Source organism: Luteimonas yanweni, assembly GCF_039548475.1.
Classification (GTDB): Bacteria; Pseudomonadota; Gammaproteobacteria; order Xanthomonadales; family Xanthomonadaceae; genus Luteimonas.
Genome location: NZ_JBCLVC010000014.1, coordinates 387,185 through 405,216, shown reverse-complemented (window position 1 = coordinate 405,216; position 18,032 = coordinate 387,185). Strand labels below are relative to the sequence as shown.

The following is an 18,032-nucleotide window of genomic DNA, read 5'->3' as shown; positions in this document are numbered from 1 at the left end:
CCGGACGCGTGGACTGCAGGCCGACGATGGCCGCGCGCGCCACGCCGGCGAGTTCGCCGATCGCGGCCACGCCGTCGACGGGAACCGGCGCGCCGGTCGCGAGCAGGCGGCGCACATAGGCCTCGCCCGGCGTCAGCGCTTGCGCCACCGTGGGCACTTCGGTCATCGCGAAGGCGCCGTTCATCGTGTGCAGCGCGCGCAGCAATCCTTCCGACGCCGGGGTTTCGCCCGCCGTTGCGCGTTCCACCCACGCATCGACCGTGATCAGGTGCCCTGCGACTTCCGCATCCAGGATTTCAAGCAGGAGCGCGTCGACCGATGCCGGAACCATCTCGAATGGCACGTCGGCGCTTGCATCCACGATCGCCGGATCGCCTGCTTCGGCATCCCCCGCGTCGGCAACGGTATCGCCGCCCACTGGCGCCCCACGCGCGTGATCCGCGTGACCGGCAGCATCGCCGGCATCGGCCAGCACGGCCGTCGCGCCGGCGCCCTGCTCGGCGTCCATGGTCGCCGGCGCGACGGGCGCGCGGACCATGGCTTCCTCGGGCATGTTTTCATCGCCCGCGGCAATGCGCTCGGCGGACGCCTGCATGCGGTCGAGGTCGGACAGCACGGCACCGTCGCCGCGCAGCGCGGCCTGCAGCTCGGGCAGGGTGTAGAACGCCTGGTCGACCATGGCCACCACGGCGGGACTGGCCGGACGCGTGCCATCGAGCACGCGATTGAGCATGTTCTCGACCTTCCAGCTGAACTCGCCCAGCGTGCGCGCGCCGACCAGCCGGCCGCTGCCCTTCAGCGTGTGGAAGACACGGCGGATCGGGCGCAGGCGCTCGAGGTCGTCGGGCTGCGCCCGCCACATCGGCAGCAGCTGGTCGAGGTTGTCGATCTCCTCGGCGAACTCTTCGAGGAAGACTTCGCGGATCTCGTCGTCGATCTCGTCGCCCGTGGCCTCGAAGCCACCGCTGCCCGCGGGCGCAGGCGCGGCGACGGACGGCGCCGCGACGGCATCGGGCACGCCAGGTGCATCGGCGGCGGCGTCCGGCGCCGGTGCGCGGTCGATGAGCGCGGCCACGGTCCGTTCGATGTCGGCGTCGCTCACCAGCGGCCCGTCGGCCGCGGCCTGCCCCGCATTCGCCTGCTCCGGCGTCCGCTCGGCGGGTAGCGGCCAATAGCCGAGGGCTTCCAGGCTGTGGCGGCTGACGTCGAGGATTTCTTCGCGGTTGAAACGGTTCTCGCGCAGGGCTTCGAGGTAGTACTCGAGGCTGGCCAGCGCGTCGGCGAAGGTGTCGAGCTGGCGGCCGTTGGGCACGCGCCGGCTGTCGATCAGTTCGTCTTCGATGTAGCGGCGCACGCCGGCCAGGTAGGCCGCCGGCTGCGGCAGTTCCAGCATCTCCAAAGCGCCGGCGACCTCGCGCAGCAGGCGCGGCACTTCGGCCAGCTCGCCGTGGTCCCAGCCGGTCTCGATGAAGGCGACGAAGGCCTGGCGTGCGTCGGCGAAGTTGGCGATCGCCTCGCGCGCGAGCACGTCGAGCACCTTGTCCGCCTCGCCGGCGGCAAGATCACCCTGTACGGGCGCATCCTGGTCGCCGGCGCCAAGGCGCGCGACCTGGTCGTCAAGGGTGGCGTCGACGTAGAGCAGTGCGCCGGCGACGTCGAGCAGCGTTCCCTCGTCGGCGGGGCGCCGGCCTTCGGCGATCTCGGCCATCGCTTCGCGCTGCTGTTCGACCACGCCGCGGGCGATGCCCAGGCCAAGCATGCCCAGCGTGTCGCCGACGCGGCCGAGGGCCTCGACCTGCGGCACCAGGCGCTCGAGGTCGGTTTCGCCGGTGCGCAGGTGGAGGTCGAGCGCGTCCTTGACCCGGAGCAGGTCTTCCTTGACGGCCGCGGCCACGGTGTCGAGCAGGGCCCGGTTGCGGCCGGTCATGCTGCCCTGGGCGTGGCTGATCTCGGAGTCGGTCGGGAGCTGCGCCTGCAGCTCGAAGGTGTCGTGCAGCGCGCGCAGGTCGGCGTGGTCAGCGCTCGCGTGGGCGGCGTGGTACAGCAGCTGGCGCGTCGGCTCGAGCGACGCTTCCGCGCGCGGGATGCCGAAGCCATCGTCCTCGAACAGGCGGCGCGACTCGCGTTCGACGCTGGCGAAGGCCTGGCGCAGCGCCGGGGTCACCTCCAGCGCGCCGTCGGCGGTGGCCCTGGCCACGGAGGCCGCCACCCAGAGCATGCGGCGCGCCGGCTCGGCCTGGACATGGGCCAGCAGGGCGTCAAGCGCCGCTGCCAGCGCGCCGCTCCCGGCGCCCTCCTCCGGCCACGCCGCCATCGCCGCGCGCAGGTCGGCCAGCAGCGGCTGGGCGCGTGCGTTGCGCACGGGCATCGGATCGTTGGCGACGGCCACGGGCGCCAGATCGCCCGGGAGTGGGCGCTGCAGGTCCGGTGCGAACAGCACGCTTTCCGACAGTCCGGTCTCGCCGCGCGCCGCGCGCAGGTCGTTGAGCAGCGGCAGCAGGACGATCGGGATGTCCTTGTGGCCGCTCTGCAGGCGCTCCAGATAGTCGGGCAGCAGCACGACGCCACGCATGAGCATCGCGCAGGCGGCGTCGCGGTCGGCCACGGCGCCGTCCTGCAGCGCCTGGGCCAGGCGCTCCATTTCCTCGGCCACCATCGCCGGCGCGTACAGCTCGACCATGCGCAGCGTGCCCTGCACCTGGTGCAGGTAGCCAGCGCAGAAGCGCATCCGGCTGGTGTCGGTGGGATCGGCGGCGAAGTCCTCGATCTCGATCCGCGCCTGGCGCAGGGTCTCGTCGAGCTCCGGCTTGACCCAGCCGAGCGTGGTGTAGTCGATCGCGTCGCGCAGTGCGGTCATCGGTCTGCGCTTCAGGCCGGCAGCTTGAAGTCGGCGACCGAACGGCGCAGGTCGGCCGCGAGCTGGGCCAGGTTGCCGATCGACTCGGCGGTCTGGTTGGCGCCCTGCGAGGTCTGCGCGGTGATCGACTGGATGGTGTTCATGGTCTCGGTGATGTTCGACGCCGCCGCGGACTGCTGCTGCGAGGCCCCGGAGATGCCTTCGATGAGTGCCGCCAGGCTGGTCGAGACGCTTTCGATCTCGCCCAGCGCCGTACCGGCGTCCTCGGCGAGGCGCGCACCGGCGACCACCTCGGAGGTCGTCTGCTCCATCGAGCTGACGGCTTCGTTGGTATCGGACTGAATGGTCTCGACCAGGGTCTCGATGCGCTTGGTCGCATTGGAGGCGCGTTCCGCGAGTCGCTGCACTTCGTCGGCCACCACCGCGAAGCCGCGGCCCGCTTCACCGGCCGAGGCCGCCTGGATCGCCGCGTTCAGCGCCAGGATGTTGGTCTGTTCCGAGATGTCGTTGATGAGCTCGACGATCGAGCCGATCTCCTGCGAGCTCTCGCCCAGGCGCTTGATGCGCTTGGAGGTTTCCTGGATCTGGTCGCGGATCGAGTCCATGCCGGCGATCGTCTCGCGCACCACGCCCGCGCCCTTGGTCGCGATCTGCACAGAGCGCTGCGCCACGTCGGCCGATTCGGCGGAATTTCGCGAGACCTGGTTGATGGACTGCGCCATCTCGTTGATGCGGTCGGAGGCGGAGCTGATCTCCTGCGCCTGGTGCTCGGCGGCCTCGGCCAGGTGCATGGCGGTGGCCTGCGTTTCCTGCGCGCTGGACGCCACCTGCACCGAGGTGTCGGTGATGGTCTGCACCAGGCTGCGCAGCTGTTCGACGGCGAAGTTGATGGAGTCGGCGATGGCGCCGGTCATGTCCTCGGTGACCGTGGCCTTCACGGTCAGGTCGCCTTCCGCGAGCGAACCCATTTCGTCCAGCAGGCGCATGATCGCCTCCTGGTTGCGGTTGTTGAGCTCCATCGTGGTTTCGTAGCGCTCGCGGCGGTCGCGGCTCAGCTCGCGCATAAGGCCGACCAGGGCCAGCGCGGCCAAGGCGAGGAAGGCGATCGAAATCCAGATGTTGCCGAGGATCGAGGTGTCGTTGAGCGAGCCGAAGGTGGTCAGCGACTGGAACAGGGTCTCGCTGTCGTCAAGCAGCTTGTCGGAGCCCGTGGTCAACGAGGCGGCCGCGTTCTGCGCGCCGAACAGGTTCTGCGAGCTGGACAGGATCGCGTCCAGGTCCTTCTTCATTTCCTCCCACTGCGACGACGCCTGGTCAAGCGCGGCCAGGGCCGCGGCGTTCGACAGCGCCTGCACGTTCATCGCTTCGTCGCTCGAACGCAGGCCGGCCAGCACCTGCTCGAACACGCCCGCATCGCGCGCCAGGGCGTCGCCGGCAAGCGATGCACCCGGACCACCCGCCTGGATCTCGGTCACGCGGCGGGCCATGGTCGAGGCCAGCACCACTTCGCGCAGCGCGATGTAGATCTGCGAGGACGGCGAGCCACTGGCGGACATCGCGCGCACCACTTCGTCCAGCTGCGCCTGCAGCTGCGGCACGGCCTGGGTGAAGCGCTCGGCATTGCCTGCGAAGGCGACCACGGCGGCCTCGCTCGCGATGACCTGCTCGGCGTTGGCTGCAAGGGGCTCCCAGGTGGCGGCCACGGCGCGGATCTCGCCGGCGACGTCGGGCGTGTCGCCGAAGTTTCCGATCAGCTGCTGGATGTCGCCGTCGATCGCGGCCTTGGTGGCCTTGAACGCGGTGTACGACGCGCTGCTGCCGTCGACCGCTTCCCGGCCCTGGATGGCCAGGCGCTGCGAGTTCACCTGCAGGCTGGACGCCGCGGTGCTGGCACCGCCCAGGCGCGAGGCCTTGGTCATGGCGTAGATGGTGTTGCCTGCGAATACCAGCAGCGCGGCCACCAGGAGCCAGATCCAGACCCTGGCGCCGATGCTGCGACCCTTGCCGGTCTCGTTGTCGATCACGTTGCTCATGGTGTACCCCTGGCCTGTCTGATGCGGCATCACGCCGCTGCTTGTCTGAATTCGGGCGTGCGGGACAGCCTGTCCAGGCTGAACACTCCCCACGCATTGCCGCCCACCTTGTAGGCGCGATCGATGAAACCGGAATAGCGGCCCTCGGCAAGGACCTCGTGGTTCGACTGCTGCTCTTCCAGGAAGCTGCGCTGGCCGAACAGTTCGTCGATGGTCACCGCGACGTTGCCGCCGGGCTGGCGCACCACCAGCACGCGCTGGCCCTCGTGCAGCACCGTGCGCTCGCCCTCGAGGAACAGGCGCAGGTCGACCACCGGAAGCAGGTTGCCGCGGATGTTGGCCACGCCGAGCATCCAGGGCTGCGCGCCCGGCACCGGCGTGAGCTGCGGCAGCGGCAGGATCTCCACCACTTCGTCGAAGCCCGAGGCCAGCAGGCGCGGCCCGACGCGGTAGCCCACGCCGCGCCACAGGCCCGGCGCATCGAGCTGCTCGGGCAGGCCGACCACGTGCGCGAGGCTGCGCCGCTCGAAGCCCGCGAGGACCTCGAAGGGCGCCGGCGGGCGCGGCCGGGTGTCGCGTCGAGCCATGTCAGCCGCCCAGCAGCGCGTTGATGCGCTCGACCAGCTCGCTTTCGACCGGCGGCTTGACGATGTAGCCCCTGGCCCCCTGGCGCATGCCCCAGGCTTTGTCGGTCTCCATGCCCTTGGTGCTGACGATCAGCACCGGGATGGCGGTTGTGGCCTCGTCGCGCGACAGCGCCCGGGTGGCCTGGAAGCCGTTCATGCCCGGCAGCACGACGTCCATCAGCACCAGCGCCGGCAACTCGCGCCGCGCGACCTCGATGCCGTCTTCGGCATTGCCGCAGGCAAGCACTTCGTGCCCGTTGCGCTCGAGGAGCTGGGTCAGGACCGCGGTGTCTGTCGGCGAGTCCTCGATCAGCAGGATCTTTGCCATGGTGTACCTGTCCCCCCGGTCAGGTGTTGACGTGCGTTCGGATCGCGTCGAGGAGTTCCTCGCGCGTGAAAGGTTTGGTGACGTACTGCTCGGAGCCGACGATGCGGCCACGCGCCTTGTCGAACAGGCCGTCCTTCGAGGACAGCATGATCACGGGTGTCTGCTTGAACAGCTGGTTGTTCTTGATCAGCGCGCAGGTCTGGTAGCCATCCAGGCGCGGCATCATGATGTCGACGAAGATGATCTGCGGCCGCTGGTCGGCGATCTTGGCCAGCGCTTCGAAGCCGTCGGTCGCGGTCACGACGTCGGCGCCCTCCCGGCGCAGCAACGTCTCCGCGGTGCGGCGGATGGTCTTCGAGTCATCGATCACCATCACGCGCAGGCCGTCGAGGCTGCCAGCGCGGGTTTGGTCCTGCGTCATCGTGTCTCCCCGGTGCATGGCGGCCGATTGCCCGGCGCCATTGCGAACATCCAATCTTCCAGCACACCGCTGCAGTGTCAAGCACGATATGAGCGGATTGCGCGCGGCATCAGCTTATCGGCGCAGGGGGCCCCACGCAGCTGATAACATTTGTCAGTAACTGCCGCGGATGGCCACCATGCCTCTTGATGTCGTTGTCGTGATGGACCCGATCGGGTCGATCCAGGTCGCCAAGGATTCAACCTTCGCCATGCTCCTCGAGGCCCAGCGGCGCGGCCACCGGCTGCACTACGTGTTTCCGGGCGGGCTGTCGATGGAGGGCGGGCGCGCGCGGGCGCTCGCGGCCCCGCTCACCGTGCGCGACGACCCCTCGGACTGGTTCGGACTGGGAGCCGCGTCACATCGCGATTTCGGTGCGAACGACGTGGTGCTGATGCGCACCGACCCGCCGGTCGACGCCAACTACATCCACGACACCCAGATCCTGGACATCGCGCGACTGGCCGGCGCCAACGTGGTCAACGACCCCCGCGGGCTGCGCGACCTCAACGAGAAGCTCGCCGCGCTGCTGTTCCCGCAGTGCTGCCCGCCGACCCTGGTCAGTCGCGAAGCGGCCGCGCTCAAGGCCTTCGTGGGCGAACACGGCCAGGCCGTGCTGAAGCCGCTGGACGGCATGGGCGGGCGTTCGATCTTCCGCGCCGCGGCCGGCGAATCCAACCTCAACGTGATCCTTGAAACCCTGACCGACGGCGGCCGCCATCTGGCCATGGCCCAGCGCTACCTGCCGGAGATCACCGAGGGCGACAAGCGCATCCTGCTGATCGACGGCGTGCCGGTGGACTACTGCCTGGCCCGCATCCCGCAGGGCGACGAGTTCCGCGGCAACCTCGCAGCCGGCGGCCGCGGCGAAGGCCGCCCGCTGAGCGAGCGCGATCGCTGGATCGCGGCGCAGGTGGGTCCGGAGATGGTCCGCCGCGGCATGCGCTTCGTCGGCCTGGACGTGATCGGCGACTGGCTGACCGAGGTCAACGTCACCAGCCCCACCTGCATCCGCGAGCTCGACGCCGGGTTCGGCCTCAACATCGCCGGCCTGCTGTTCGACGCCATCGAGCGCGGCCAGCCGCGCGCCGACGCCTGATGCCGGCCGGGGCCGGCGCGCCGCAGTGAGCACGATGGCGGCGCCCGGCGGCGTCGGCGAGCGCGAACGGCTGGCCGCGACCCTGGTGCTGTCGCTGCTGCTGCACGGGATGCTCGTGCTCGGGATCGGCTTCGCGCTCGAGGACGCGGCGCCGGTGCTGCCCACCCTCGACGTCATCCTGACCCGCACCACCAGCCCGCTGACCCAGGCCCAGGCCGACTTCCTGGCCCAGGCCAGCAACCAGGGCGGCGGCGAGGACGACGCCAGCCGGCGGCCTCGCGACCCGCAGGCCGGCCAACTGCCGAACGAAGAGGCCGGCATCGCCCAGCGCGCCGCGCGCGCCCAGTCGCCGGACGTCGCGCCACCGCCCGAGACACGCGTCATCGCCAGCCGCCATGGCGAGGACGCGGCGCCGGCGCCCCTGGCCACGCCGCGCAGCGACGCGCTGCCGCTGCCACGCGGTCCGGAAAAGATCGACCACGACCTGGCGATGGCCCGGCTGGCCGCCGAGATCCACCTCCAGTCAGAGCGCTACGCCAAGCGTCCCAAGCGCAAGTTCGTCTCCGCGAGCACCCAGGAATGGGTCTACGCCACCTACCTGCGCGCTTGGGTCGACCGCGTGGAGCGCGTCGGCAACCTCAACTATCCGGACGAAGCCCGACGCCGCCAGCTGTCCGGGACGCTGGTGATCAGCGTGGCGATCCGTCGCGACGGCTCGGTGGAGCGCGCCGAGGTGATCCAGTCGAGTGGCGTGCGCCTGCTCGACGACGCCGCGCTGCGCATCGCCCGCCTGGCCGAGCCCTACCCGCCGCTGCCGCAGACCGACGAGGCGATCGACGTCCTGCACGTCACCCGCACCTGGAACTTCCTGCCCGGCGGCGAGCTGGTGGACGACTGAGGCTTCAGCCGCGACGTTCGCGCGCGGCGACCTGCTCGGCCAGGGTGAGCGCGACGTTGTTGCGCAGATACGCGGGCTCGACCAGCTCCGGCGCGATCCCGCCGCCTTCGGCGAGCGCCAGCGCGGCAAGCCGCGCGAGGTCGGCAGCGCGCGGCAGGGCCCTTGCGTCGATCGACGCGAGACGATCGCCAAGCCGGCGCGCCAGCGCGCCGTCGGCCGCCGCGAAGCCGGTGCCGACGCCGACGCCGACGCCGACGCCGTGCCAGGATCCACCGGGCGGCAGCTCGACGACATCGGGCGCGGCCACCACCTCGCGATCCAGCGCGCGCAGGCCGTCGCCGTCGCGCACGAAAGAACCGGCATAGACCTCGCCCATGCGCGCATCGATCGCGGCGAGGATGAAGCCACCCGGCAACGCTTCGACGTCGGGGACATCGGCATCGGAATCTGCATCGACACCTGCCGCGTGATCGAGCGCATCCCGGCAGGCTTCCCGCTGGGTCCGCAGCCCACCCGACGCCAGCACCGCCAGCGTCGACACCGCGACCAGCGGGCGATCCAGCGCCAGTGCGATGCCCTGGGCGATCGAGATGCCCAGGCGCACGCCGGTGAACGCACCGGGACCGCGGCTGACGGCGATGGCATCCAGGTCCGCGCGCCGCAGCCTGGCTTCCGCCAGCAGGGTTTCGGCCCAGGGCAGCACCAGCTCCGCATGCCGCCGCGGCGCGATCTCGAAGCGCTCGCTGACCGCGCCATCGACCATCACGGCGACGGAGCAGGCTTCGGTGGAGGTCTCGATGGCGAGCAGGCGCATGTGCGAGCGGTAGTCGACGGGGGGCAACAGGTTACCGCGTCGGCAAATCGCCGCCGGCGTCGGACCGCTAAAGCGCCGATCGCGGCCGTGGCCGCTCCCACAGTGACATCGGGCCCACGTGCCTGCGGTGATCTCAGCCTTCGTCGAAGAACGCCACCGCGTCGGCGACGTCGCGGGTGCGCGGGAACGGCGGCAGCGAATCCAGGAAGCGACGCCCGTAACCCTTGCCCAGCAGGCGCGGGTCACAGAGCACCAGCACGCCGCGGTCGGTCTCGGTGCGGATCAGGCGGCCCACGCCCTGCTTGAGCGCGATCACCGCCTGCGGCACCTGCTCGTCGCGGAAGGGATTGCCACCGGCGCGACGGATCGCTTCCAGCCGTGCCTCGAACACGGGGTCGTCGGGCGACGCGAAGGGCAGCTTGTCGATCACCACCACGCTCAGCGCACCGCCGGCGACATCGACTCCCTCGCGGAAGCTGGCCGAGCCGAGCAGCACGCCATTGCCCGACTCGCGGAAGCGCTGCAGCAGCACGTGCCGCGGCGCTTCACCCTGCACGAACAGCGGCCAGGGTGCGCCGCGCAGCGCCTCGGCCGCTTCGCGCAGCGCGCGGTGGGAGGCGAACAGCAGGAACGCGCGCCCGGCGGACGCCTCCAGGACCGGGCGGACCGCGGCGACGATCGCGGTGGTGTAATCGCGCGCCGACGGCTCCGGCAGGCCCGGCGGCAGGTAGGCCAGCGCCTGGCTGGCCCAGTCGAATGGGCTGGGCACCAGCAGGGTGCGCGGCTCGTAGAGACCCAGCCGCCGTGACACGTGCTCGAAGCGCTCCTCCACGGTCAGCGTCGCCGAGGTGAACACCCAGGCTGCGCGTGATTGTTCGCGATGCGCGCGCAGCGGCCCGGAGACATCAAGCGGCGTGCGCTGCAGGCGGAAGCCGCGCGGAGAGAGTTCGTACCAGCGCACGTCGTCGTCGCGAACCACCGGGTGCAACGGCACGGCTGCTTTCGTGGATTCCCCATCAGCCCCTGCAACGGCATCGGCGATGGCCGCGGCCAGCGGCGCCTCGACCCCGAGCCTGCGCCCTGACACCGGATCGACGACTTCGCCCGTGCGGGGATCCAGGTCGGGATCCTCCGCCGGCCCGTCGATATCGCGCCAGCGCCCCAGCCGCCCACGGTGGTCACGCGCGCGCAGCTGGCAGGCTTCCAGTCCGGGCGCGGCGGCGCACAGCGGCGCCAGCGCATCCGCCAGCGCCAGCAGCGCGGCGTCCAGCGCGTCCAGCGCATCCGCCACCTCGGGTACCGCCAGCAGCTGCGGCCGCGTGCCGCGTGCAGGGAGGACGTCCATGGCGGCGCGCAGCAGGCGGGTGGCCTGCTCCAGCGCCCGCGCGGGCTCCTGCAGCGTCGCCAGCGCGCCGGCAACGTCGCGGGACTCGGCGATCGCGTCGCGCGCCAGCTCGACCAGCGGGCGCGCGGACAGGCCCTCGCCGAAGAACTGCGCGGCGAGCTCCGGTAGCTGGTGGGCTTCGTCGACCACGAAGGCTTCGGCACCCGGCAGGATCTCACCGAACCCTTCCTGCTTGAGTGCGAGGTCGGCCAGCAACAGGTGGTGGTTGACCACCACCACGTCGGCCTCCTGCGCGCGCTGCCGTGCCTGGACCACGAAGCAGTCGCCCCAGAACGGGCATTCGGTGCCCAGGCAGTTGTCGGCGGTGGAGGTCACCAGTGGCAGCAGCGGCGAGTCGTCGGGCAGCGACTCGAGCTCGGCCATGTCACCCATCCGCGTGCGCCCGCTCCAGGCCAGGATGCGCTGGAAATGATCGGCCTGCGCCGGCGTCTGGAAGCGGTTCTCGCCGCGCGCGCGCTCCAGCCGGTGGCGGCAGAGGTAGTTGGCGCGGCCCTTCAGCAGCGACGTCCGCAGCCCGGTACCGAGCGCGTCGCGCACCCTCGGCAGGTCGCGGTGGTAGAGCTGGTCCTGCAGCGCGCGGGTGCCGGTGGAGATGATGGTCTTGCGCCGCGACAGCAGCGCCGGCACCAGGTAGGCGAAGGTCTTGCCGGTGCCGGTGCCCGCCTCGGCCAGCAGCACGGCACGGTCGTCGAAGGCCGAGGCCACCGCCGCCGAGAGGTCCTGCTGCGCTTGGCGCGGGCGGAAGCCCGGGATCACCTCGGCCAGTGGCCCGCCGGGGGACAGTGCGTCGCGGCTGTCGCGGGCGAGCGCGGGTTCGCTCCGGGCGCCATCGGCGGATCCAGCCGCAACGGCCGCGGCAGGGTCGACCGAAGCGCCGGCGACAGCGGCAGCCGTGGCGTCGTTGGAGTCGTCGGGAAGGCTCATCAGGTCGTCATGATCGCCGCAAACACCCGCCAGCGGGCTCGTCCGATGGCCGACGCGGGCGTCGGGGATGCCGCCGCCTGGCGTTGCATGCCACCAGCGCCGCAGCTCACCAGCGCTGGGGCGGCGCCACCCGGCAGGCCTCGATCGCGGCTTTCGCCGCGGCCGCACCTTCCGCATCGCCCTGCACCAGGCGCACCTGCTCCAGCGTGGCCCAGTGGCGGCGGCAGAGGGGCCCGACCCCCGAGCCCAGGGCCTGCGCCTGCGCGGCCAGCTCGCCGGCACGCGTGAAGTCAGACATCAGCAGGGCCGCCTCGGCGCGCTCCTGGAGCAGGGCCGGGTCGTCTGTCACGAGTGCGATCGCCTGGTCCAGCGCGGCCGCCGCATCGGCGTGGTAGCCCTGCTGCTGCAGGCGCTCCGCGTCCAGCCGCAGGTCCTCCACGCCCGGATCGCGCAACGGCTGCACGTTGAGCTCGCCCTCGCCGTCGCCCGCGACCGCACGGATGCCGGCGACCATCTGTTCCGGCGTGGCCCCGGTGAGAGACTGCACGGGCAGCGGCGGCGGCGCGGATGCGCAGGCGGCAAGCGCCAGCAGCGCGATCGGCGGAAGCGCGCGGAGCGCATGGCGAAGTGTGCGGGGACTGCGGTCGGTAATCATGGAATGCGTTTCTGTCGGGTCGTCATGGCGGGTTGCCCCGGCTGGCTGCCTGCCGGACGCGGTCATCGGGGCTGTTCGGCGGGCTGCGGTGCGGTCGCGGGATCGTCGCCGCGGCCGATGCCGAACCAGTCGCGCCAGCCGCCGCTGGACTGTTCCTCGGGCGGCGGCTCGCGCACGCAGGGCTGCCAGGGCGGCGCGAAGCCTTCGGCGAAGGCGTAGCGGCGCGCGCCGGGGCAGCCGGCGTCGGTGCTGTTGCCGGCCACGACCCAGCTCCATTCCAGGCCCTTCCCGCCGACGCGCAGCGGCGCGGTGGGGAGCTGCTTGAACATCGCCGACCACACCCGCATCGCGCCGGTGGCGCCGTACAGGCCGGTCTGTTCGTTCTGGTCGTTGCCGACCCAGACCACGCCCAGATGGTCGCCGGTCCAGCCGGCGAACCAGCTGTCGCGGCCGTCATTGCTGGTCCCGGTCTTGCCGGCGATGTCCAGGTGCCCCAGGCCGTCGTTGACCAGCCGGCGACCGGTGCCCGAGGCCACGGCGTGCTGCAGCGCCAGGGTGACCAGGCGCGCGGCGGTGCGGTCGCCGTCATCGGGCTGCGGCGGCGCCTTGTCGTAGCGCTTGAGCACGCGGCCGTCCGGGTCGAGCACGCCGCGCACGGTGTACAGCGGCTGGATCTCGCCGTCGGAGGCGAGGAACTGGTACAGCTGCGCCATCGCATACGGGCTCTGGTCCACCGAACCCAGGATCAGCGCCGGGTTCGCGACCGCGTCGATACCGGCCAGCTGCTTGATGATGTGCGCCAGGCGCTCGGGGCGCACGGCCATGCCAACGCGCACCGTCGCCTGGTTGTACGAACGCCCCAGGGCATCGATCAGGCGCACGCTGCCGTGGCTCTTGCCGTCGGAATTCCCGGGCGTCCAGCGCTTGCCGTTCTGCAGGGTGACGGTGACCGGGGAATCGTCGACCCAGGTCGCCAGCGACCAGCGGTCGGGCAGCGCCAGCGCCAGCAGGTAGACGAAGGGCTTGAGCAGCGAGCCCACCGGCCGCTGCGCTTCGACCGCGCGATTGAAGCCGGGCGTGTCGACGTCGCGGCTGCCGACCACGGCCACCACCTCGCCGCTGTGCACGTCGGTCACCACCACGCCGGCTTCGAGCGCCGGCCGGCCCTTGCTGGCGAGCGCCTTGAGCGTGCCGACCACGGCGCCTTCGGCATAGGCCTGTGCCGAGGGCGACATGCTGGTCATGACCGTCAGCCCCGCGCCCTGCAGCTCGTCGGCCGAGTAGTCGCTGGCCAGGTGGCGCCGGACCAGGTCGACATAGGGCGGGAAGCGGTTGGCGGCGATGCTGCCCGGCGCCGTGGTCACGCCCAGCGGCGCGGCCACGGCGCGGTCGTGCTCGGCCTGGTCGATGAGCCCGGTCTCGAGCATCTCGCCGAGCACGAAGTCGCGACGCACCCTGGCGCGCTCGGGCTGCCGGCGCGGGTCGTAGTGCGAGGGGCCGCGGATGATTCCGACCATCAGCGCGACGTGCTCGGTCGACAGGTCGTCGAGCCGGCGCCCGAACCAGTACTCGGCGCCGGCGGCCACGCCGCGGATGGCCTGGTTGCCGCGCTGCCCGAGATAGACCTGGTTGAGGTAGGCCTCGAGGATCCGGCCCTTGTCGTAGCGCGCCTCGATGATCAGCGCGTACAGGACCTCGTTGAACTTGCGGCTCCAGGTCTGCTCGCGGCCGATGCCCAGCAGTCCGCTGCGCGCCAGCTGCTGGGTCAGCGTGCTCGCGCCCTGCCGCGCCTCGCCGGCCTTCAGGTTGACCCAGGCCGCGCGTGCGATGCCGCGGATGTCGATGCCGTGGTGGTGGGCGAAGTCACGATCCTCCACCGCCTGCAACGCGTCGGTGAGTTCCTGCGGCACGTCCTCCACCCGGATCAGCCGGCGCTCGGCCTGCTGCTTTCCGTACAGGGTCGCGATGCGCGCCGGGTCCAGGCGCACGGCCTCGGCCTCGCGCTCGCCGACGAGGTCGCGGATCGCGGCCACCTGGCCCTTGGCCAGGCGCACTTCGACGCGGCTCGGCGCCACCGCGCGGTCGACGTCGGTGAAGCCGCGGCTGGCGATGGTCCAGCGGCCCTCGTCATCGACGTAGGTACCCGGACGGGCACCGTCGCCTTCGCGGTAACCGGCGGCGTCGAGCTCGAGCTTCAGGGTGTCCGCGTTCATCGCGGTTCCCTTGGCCAGCGCAAGCGGCCGCCCGTAGACCCGGGTGGGCTCCTGCCACTGCAGCTGGCCGAAGCGCTCGCCGACCTGGTTGTTCAGGTACAGCATGTAGGGCACCAGGAAGCCCAGGCAGAGGCCGACGGCGGCCAGCGCCCAGGTCAGCAGCGTGCGGCGCCAGTCGCGGCGCGGGCTGCCATCGTCGTCGTGGTCGTCTTCGTCGTAATCGATGCGTGCCATGTGGACTCGGCGGCCGTGGGTGCGGGACGCCGGGGTGCGGCGCGTTGCGGAGTGCGAGAATGCACGGATTCGTGCGGAGTCTAGCCCAGCACCCGTTGCGGTCCCCCGGCCGCCCCCTTCCCCCTTCAGCCGGAGTTGTCGCTGGATGCCCTACACGATCGCCGACGCGCGCTTCCTGCTCGCGCGTGCCGCCGGCCTCGCCCATCGCGGACTGCTGAGCCTGCGCACCCGCGGCCTGCGCTCCAGCTGGGAGCGGCTGCGAGCGCAGCTGCTGCCGCCACCGCAGGCGCTGCGCGACCGCCTGTACCTGCCGGCCGCGACGCCGTTCGCGCCCTTCGCGCTGGCCACCAGCGACCGGCCCGTCGCGAGCATCGTGATCCCGGTCTACGGCCAGTTCGCGCACACCCTGGCCTGCCTGCGCGCGCTGGCGGCGCATCCGCCCGCGGCCGCGTTCGAAGTGATCGTGGTCGATGACGGATCCAACGACGAGAGCCCGGACCTGCTGCCGCGGATCGACGGCCTGCGCTATCACCGCCGCGCCGGCAACGGTGGCTTCATCGCGGCCTGCAACGACGGCGCCGCGCTCGCCCGCGGCGACGTACTGGTGCTGCTCAACAACGACACCGTGCCGCAGCCGGGCTGGCTGGACGCACTGCTGGCGACCTTCGACACACACCCCGGCGCCGGCCTCGTCGGCGCCCAGCTGCTGTATCCGGACGGCCGCCTGCAGGAAGCCGGCGGCGTGGTCTTCGCCGACGGCAGCGCCTGGAATTACGGCCGCTTCGGCGACCCGGCCGATCCGCGTTACGCCTACGTCCGCGACGTGGACTACGCCAGCGGCGCGGCGATCGCCATCCCGCGGCAGCTGTTCCTGGACCTCGGCGGCTTCGATACCCGCTACGTGCCGGCGTACTACGAAGACACCGACCTCGCCTTCGCGGTGCGTGCCGCGGGCCGCCGCGTGCTGTACCAGCCGGCCGCGCGCGTGGTGCATGACGAAGGCGCGACCTCGGGCACCGACACCGCGTCCGGCGCCAAGGCAGGCCAGGTGCGCAACCAGGCCGTGTTCCTGGCCCACCGCCGCGAGGCACTGGCCGGCTTCGACGCGCGCCAGGAGCCGACTCCCGCGACCCTCCACCGCGGCCAGCGCCAGGTGCTGGTGATCGACGCGCTGACACCGCAGCCGGATCGCGACTCCGGCTCGCTGCGCATGGTCAATCTGATGCGACTGCTGCGCGAGGAAGGCGCGCACGTGGTGTTCCTTCCCGCGAACCGCCGCTACGACGGCGCGTACACCGACGCCCTGCGCGCTCTCGGCGTCGAGGCCTGGTGCGCGCCGCATGCCGCCCGCGCGCCGGCGTGGCTGGCCGAGCACGGACCGCGCTTCGACGTGGTGGTGGTCTGCCGCCACTACGTGGCCAGCGAATTCCTGCCGCTGCTGCGCCGCCATGCGCCGGCCGCGCGCGTGGTGTTCGACAGCATCGACCTGCACTACCTGCGCGAGGCGCGCAGCGCCGAGGTCACCGGCGACGCGCGCCTGGCGCAGGCCGCCACGCGCACACGCCGCCAGGAACTGGCGGTGATCGCGGCGGCGGACACCACGCTGGTGGTCAGCGCCGCCGAGCGCGAGGTGCTTGTGGTCGACGCACCCGATGCGCGCGTGGAGGTGCTGTCCAACCTGCACAGCGTGGCCGGCCCCGGCCTGCCCTTCGACCGGCGCCGCGACCTGGTGTTCGTGGGCGGCTTCCGGCATCCGCCCAACGTCGATGCCGTGCGCTGGTTCGTGGCCGAGGCCCTGCCGCGGGTACGCGAGCGGCTGCCCGACGTCCGCTTCCACTGCATCGGCGGCGACGTGCCGCCCGAGATCGCCGCACTGGCCGACGCGCCGCGGGTCACCGTGCACGGCCACGTGCCCGACATCACCCCGTACATGGACGGCTGCCGGCTGGCGCTTGCGCCGCTGCGCTACGGCGCCGGCGTCAAGGGCAAGGTCAACCTGAGCATGGCCCACGGCCAGCCGGTGGTGGCGACGACCTGCGCGGTCGAGGGCATGCACCTGGCCGACGGCCGCGACGTGCTGGTGGCCGACGACGCAGGCACCTTCGCGGACGCGGTGGTCCAGGCGTACTGCGACCGGGACCTCTGGGAGCGACTCGCCGCCAACGGTCTTGACAACGTCGCGCGGCATTTTTCCGCGGACGCGGCGCGCGAGGTCGTGCGCCGGGTGTTCTTCGGCTGACGCGCGCGCTCAGTCGAACCTGAGCGCGGCGGCGGCGGCGCGCACCCGCAGCTCGAAGTCGGCCAGGCCCGGCACCGCCGGGTCGACCTTGCGCGCGGCGGCCAGCGCGCTGCGCGCAAGCGCGATCTCGCCGGCACCGAGGCGCTCGTCGCCCACCGCCAGCCAGCGCTCGGCGAGCTGCCGCCGGGCCGCGGCCAGGTCGCCGGGATCGTCCCCAAGTGCTGCACGCGCATCCAGGCACTCGCCGGCACGGCGGAGGGCGTTGCCGCGCAGCGCGCGCGCATGGCAGTCGCGGGCCTCGGGAAGCCCTTGCATGTCCGCCTCCACCGCGCTTGGCGAGGCCGGGTCGAGCGCGTCGTCCGGGACTGCCGCGTCCGTGCGACGCGCTGGCCGCGCTTCGCCGGCCAGCACGCGCGCGATCCCCTCGCCGTCGAGCCCCGTCTCCTCCATCAGGCGCGCCTGGGTATCGGCCAGGTCGACGTGGACGGGATCGTATTCGCGCACCGTCCCTACCAGCCGCACGGCCTCGTCGACGTCTCCGGCGCGCAGCGATTCGCGGGCCTGTGCGAGCAGCTCGGCCAGGGCGTCCTCGCGCCCGCGCAGCGCACCTGCGTGCCCCGGCTGCAGCGCCAGCACGCGCGCGTACAGCGGCAGCGCACTTCCGCTGCCGGCGTCCAGGCGTCCCTGTGCGTGCACCTGCGTGGCGTGCGCGAACAGGCCGTCGACGCCGGCATGCTCGGCCTCGCGCAGGCGCAGGGCCTCGGCCAGTGCGTCGGCGTCGGCGCGCGGAACCGACAGGGCGCGCGCCAGGGCCAGCTCCCGGTGGGCGTCATCGAACCGGTCCTCGGCCAGCGCCGTGCGGGCCTGCGCGAGCGCGGCGATCGCCACCCGCGCCAGACCCTGGCGCGCCGCGCCGCGGTCGGGATCCATCGCCAGCGCGGCCTCGAAGAGTTCACGCGCGCCGCGCCCGTCGTCGGCGGTCAGCAGGCCCCTGGCCAGCGCCTGTTCGGCCTCATCGTGCAGGGCCTGGGCGCGCGTCTGCGGCCACAGCAGGGCGCCGATCGGCGCGTGCAGCACCGCCAGCGCCACCACCGCGAGCATCGAACCGATCAGCCACCAGCGCCAGTGGCGCCACATGCCCAGGCGCTCGGGGAGCGCGGCCAGCCAACGCGCGATGGTGCCGGCATCGGGCGGTTCTGGAAACGGGTCGGCCTGCCGGTGCTGATTCACGCGCGAAGCATAGTCGG

At 72.1% G+C, this 18,032-nt stretch carries 12 protein-coding genes and 1 pseudogene; 3 read left to right on the top strand and 10 right to left on the bottom strand.

The annotated features are described in order from the left end of the window. Nucleotides 1-667: 667 nt before the first annotated feature. The 5 genes and pseudogenes from WCE39_RS14310 to pilG all read right to left on the bottom strand — a co-directional run. A pseudogene (locus WCE39_RS14310) lies at nt 668-2,857 on the bottom strand (Hpt domain-containing protein); the annotation flags it as partial. 11 nt (nt 2,858-2,868) lie between these two features. Further along, nucleotides 2,869-4,890 carry a methyl-accepting chemotaxis protein gene (locus WCE39_RS11985; protein ID WP_343276899.1) on the bottom strand — a complete coding sequence of 674 codons (2,022 nt, stop codon included), beginning with the start codon at nt 4,888-4,890 and terminating at the stop codon, nt 2,869-2,871. Between the two features lie 29 nt (nt 4,891-4,919). After that, nucleotides 4,920-5,477 carry a chemotaxis protein CheW gene (locus WCE39_RS11980; protein ID WP_343276898.1) on the bottom strand — a complete coding sequence of 186 codons (558 nt, stop codon included), beginning with the start codon at nt 5,475-5,477 and terminating at the stop codon, nt 4,920-4,922. A 1-nt stretch (nt 5,478) separates the two neighbouring features. Next, the gene (locus WCE39_RS11975) at nt 5,479-5,844 is read right to left on the bottom strand and encodes a response regulator transcription factor (RefSeq protein WP_343276897.1); all 366 of its coding nucleotides are present in this window, start codon (nt 5,842-5,844) and stop codon (nt 5,479-5,481) included. A 19-nt stretch (nt 5,845-5,863) separates the two neighbouring features. Further along, nucleotides 5,864-6,265, bottom strand: coding sequence for a twitching motility response regulator PilG (pilG, locus tag WCE39_RS11970; protein WP_343276896.1), 402 nt, complete (start codon nt 6,263-6,265; stop codon nt 5,864-5,866). A 178-nt stretch (nt 6,266-6,443) separates the two neighbouring features. Between pilG and gshB the strand changes: the two genes are divergently transcribed. Together gshB and WCE39_RS11960 are read left to right on the top strand one after the other, a co-directional pair. Next, nucleotides 6,444-7,403 carry a glutathione synthase gene (gene gshB / locus WCE39_RS11965; protein ID WP_343276895.1) on the top strand — a complete coding sequence of 320 codons (960 nt, stop codon included), beginning with the start codon at nt 6,444-6,446 and terminating at the stop codon, nt 7,401-7,403. Between the two features lie 25 nt (nt 7,404-7,428). Continuing rightward, nucleotides 7,429-8,301 carry an energy transducer TonB gene (locus tag WCE39_RS11960; RefSeq protein ID WP_343276894.1) on the top strand — a complete coding sequence of 291 codons (873 nt, stop codon included), beginning with the start codon at nt 7,429-7,431 and terminating at the stop codon, nt 8,299-8,301. Nucleotides 8,302-8,305: 4 nt separating this feature from the next. Here the strand turns inward: WCE39_RS11960 and tsaB are convergent, their stop codons facing one another. The 4 genes from tsaB to mrcB all read right to left on the bottom strand — a co-directional run bounded on the left by tsaB (nt 8,306) and on the right by mrcB (nt 14,546). Next, nucleotides 8,306-9,115: a tRNA (adenosine(37)-N6)-threonylcarbamoyltransferase complex dimerization subunit type 1 TsaB gene (gene tsaB / locus WCE39_RS11955; RefSeq protein WP_343276990.1), complete on the bottom strand. Its 810-nt coding sequence runs from the start codon at nt 9,113-9,115 to the stop codon at nt 8,306-8,308. 133 nt (nt 9,116-9,248) lie between these two features. Beyond that, nucleotides 9,249-11,444 (bottom strand): ATP-dependent DNA helicase, encoded by a 2,196-nt coding sequence (locus tag WCE39_RS11950; protein ID WP_343276893.1) that lies wholly within the window; start codon nt 11,442-11,444, stop codon nt 9,249-9,251. Between the two features lie 106 nt (nt 11,445-11,550). Beyond that, nucleotides 11,551-12,099: a hypothetical protein gene (locus WCE39_RS11945; protein ID WP_343276892.1), complete on the bottom strand. Its 549-nt coding sequence runs from the start codon at nt 12,097-12,099 to the stop codon at nt 11,551-11,553. A gap of 62 nt (nt 12,100-12,161) precedes the next feature. After that, nucleotides 12,162-14,546, bottom strand: a complete 2,385-nt coding sequence (gene mrcB, locus WCE39_RS11940) for a penicillin-binding protein 1B (protein ID WP_343276891.1) — start codon at nt 14,544-14,546, stop codon at nt 12,162-12,164. A gap of 145 nt (nt 14,547-14,691) precedes the next feature. Between mrcB and WCE39_RS11935 the strand changes: the two genes are divergently transcribed. After that, nucleotides 14,692-16,785, top strand: a complete 2,094-nt coding sequence (locus WCE39_RS11935) for a glycosyltransferase (protein WP_343276890.1) — start codon at nt 14,692-14,694, stop codon at nt 16,783-16,785. A 9-nt stretch (nt 16,786-16,794) separates the two neighbouring features. On the opposite strand, the gene WCE39_RS11930 is transcribed toward WCE39_RS11935, so the two are convergent. Beyond that, nucleotides 16,795-18,015 carry a hypothetical protein gene (locus WCE39_RS11930; RefSeq protein ID WP_343276889.1) on the bottom strand — a complete coding sequence of 407 codons (1,221 nt, stop codon included), beginning with the start codon at nt 18,013-18,015 and terminating at the stop codon, nt 16,795-16,797. Between the last annotated feature and the right edge of the window lie 17 nt (nt 18,016-18,032).

What these genes read in the sequence shown, in the direction of transcription:
- WCE39_RS11985 (WP_343276899.1), bottom strand. Translation starts at nt 4,890, where the DNA reads ATGAGCAACGTGATCGACAACGAGACCGGCAAGGGTCGCAGCATCGGC.
- WCE39_RS11975 (WP_343276897.1), bottom strand. Translation starts at nt 5,844, where the DNA reads ATGGCAAAGATCCTGCTGATCGAGGACTCGCCGACAGACACCGCGGTC.
- gshB (WP_343276895.1), top strand. Translation starts at nt 6,444, where the DNA reads ATGCCTCTTGATGTCGTTGTCGTGATGGACCCGATCGGGTCGATCCAG.
- WCE39_RS11945 (WP_343276892.1), bottom strand. Translation starts at nt 12,099, where the DNA reads ATGATTACCGACCGCAGTCCCCGCACACTTCGCCATGCGCTCCGCGCG.
- WCE39_RS11950 (WP_343276893.1), bottom strand. Translation starts at nt 11,444, where the DNA reads ATGAGCCTTCCCGACGACTCCAACGACGCCACGGCTGCCGCTGTCGCC.
- tsaB (WP_343276990.1), bottom strand. Translation starts at nt 9,115, where the DNA reads ATGCGCCTGCTCGCCATCGAGACCTCCACCGAAGCCTGCTCCGTCGCC.
- mrcB (WP_343276891.1), bottom strand. Translation starts at nt 14,546, where the DNA reads ATGGCACGCATCGATTACGACGAAGACGACCACGACGACGATGGCAGC.
- WCE39_RS11935 (WP_343276890.1), top strand. Translation starts at nt 14,692, where the DNA reads ATGCCCTACACGATCGCCGACGCGCGCTTCCTGCTCGCGCGTGCCGCC.
- pilG (WP_343276896.1), bottom strand. Translation starts at nt 6,265, where the DNA reads ATGACGCAGGACCAAACCCGCGCTGGCAGCCTCGACGGCCTGCGCGTG.
- WCE39_RS11980 (WP_343276898.1), bottom strand. Translation starts at nt 5,477, where the DNA reads ATGGCTCGACGCGACACCCGGCCGCGCCCGCCGGCGCCCTTCGAGGTC.